The sequence below is a fragment of the Burkholderia sp. TSV86 genome, from assembly GCF_001522865.1.
Classification (GTDB): Bacteria; Pseudomonadota; Gammaproteobacteria; order Burkholderiales; family Burkholderiaceae; genus Burkholderia.
In genome coordinates this window covers 1-1,451 of record NZ_LOWB01000063.1, presented here as the reverse complement: position 1 = coordinate 1,451, position 1,451 = coordinate 1, and the positions used below count along the sequence as shown (strand labels likewise).

Sequence of the window (1,451 nt, the reverse complement as noted above, 5' to 3'; positions counted from 1 at the left end):
GCGCTGCACGATGCGATCGTGGCGGAGATCAAGGCGCGGTTTCCCGATCTGCAAACGGTCGAGTTCTACCGCACCGAAGAGCGCAGGGGTGGCCCGGATGGTCTTCCGCTGCCGGCCGTCCTCCTGGATTTGTCCGAATTCGACCCGACGCCGGAAATCGACCCCGGCACCGAACAGTTGGCCGTCAATGCCAGATTCGAGGCGGAAATCATCTTCGGATTTCGCAAGCCGACCATCAAGCGGGAGATTCGAAAATTCGCGGCGGCGTTCGGCGCGTGGCTTCGCCTTCGCCGCTGGACGGGCGTGCGCACTGGCCCCGCGTACGTCACCAGCATTTGCCGCAGCGACTTCAATCCCGAGCTGGACCAGTATGAGGTCTGGTGCGTGGAGTGGTCGCAGGAAATCCACCTGGGCAATACCGTCTGGACGAATGACGGCAGCGTGCCAACACAGGTGTTCGCTAGCGTGGCACCGGATATTGGAAAGGACCACGAGCCGGACTATATCGAGGTGATGCGATGAGCGATTACGATCTGTCGGAAACTTCTCGAAAGGTGTCGGGGCTGATCCGCTATGGCGTGATCGTCGGCGTGGATTTGGTGAATGCGCGCGTAATGTGCGACGTGGGGGGGCTCACGACGGATTGGTTGCCGTGGCACACGGGCCGGGCCGGCAAAACGCGGCATTGGTCCGCGCCGACGGTGGGTGAGCAGGTGATTGTGTTCGCGCCGAGCGGCGAAACGACATTGGGGTTCGTGCTGCCCAGCTTCTATCAGGATGCCTATCCAGCGCCGTCGAATAGCGCCGATGTCGATATGGTGCAATTTGCCGACGGCAGCACGGTGCGGTACGACAGCGCAAGCCATGCGCTGACGGTGAACGTGGTCGGCGATGGCAGCGTCGTGGTGAACTGCCAGGTCGCCACGGTGAGGGCTGCTGCCAGCGTGACACTGGATACGCCACAAACGAACGTGACTGGAAATCTGAGCGTGAAAGGTTCGATGAACGTGCAAGGCGAGGGAGCCGGCGGGGCCGTGTCGACATTCGCCGGCAGCATCAAAATCAACAGCGGCGACGTACAGGCGGACAATATCAGTCTGAAGGGACACCATCACACCGCGCAGGGTGAAAGCGCGCCGACCACGCCCGCACAGGCGTAAGCGAAGAACCCACAAGAGGAAAGCTGGGGTTGCGCTGACAAGAATGTCGGCATGGACGGTACGAGCGCATCCGATGGCAAGCCGCGCGCGGGCATTGCTCATCTTCGGCAAAGCATCATCGACATTCTCACGACCCCGGTGGGGAGTCGGGTGATGCGCCGTGACTATGGCAGCCGTCTGTACCAATTGGTTGACGCGCCATTGAACGCCGAAACGATCGTGGACTTGTACGCGGCGACTGCTGAAGCGCTGGCGGCATGGGAGCCGCGTTTTCGGCTCACACAAGTCAAG

3 protein-coding genes are annotated in these 1,451 nt (G+C 61.5%); all 3 read left to right on the top strand.

Features of this window, described 5'->3' with window-relative positions:
• A partial coding sequence (locus tag WS68_RS09210) for a hypothetical protein (protein WP_059570504.1) occupies positions 1 to 522 on the top strand: 522 nt, incomplete at its 5' end.
• 32 nt (positions 523 to 554) lie between these two features.
• Positions 555 to 1,160 carry a phage baseplate assembly protein V gene (locus WS68_RS09205; protein WP_197419566.1) on the top strand — a complete coding sequence of 202 codons (606 nt, stop codon included), beginning with the start codon at positions 555 to 557 and terminating at the stop codon, positions 1,158 to 1,160.
• A 51-nt stretch (positions 1,161 to 1,211) separates the two neighbouring features.
• The coding region (locus WS68_RS09200) for a GPW/gp25 family protein (RefSeq protein ID WP_059570502.1) at positions 1,212 to 1,451 on the top strand (240 nt) is incomplete at its 3' end.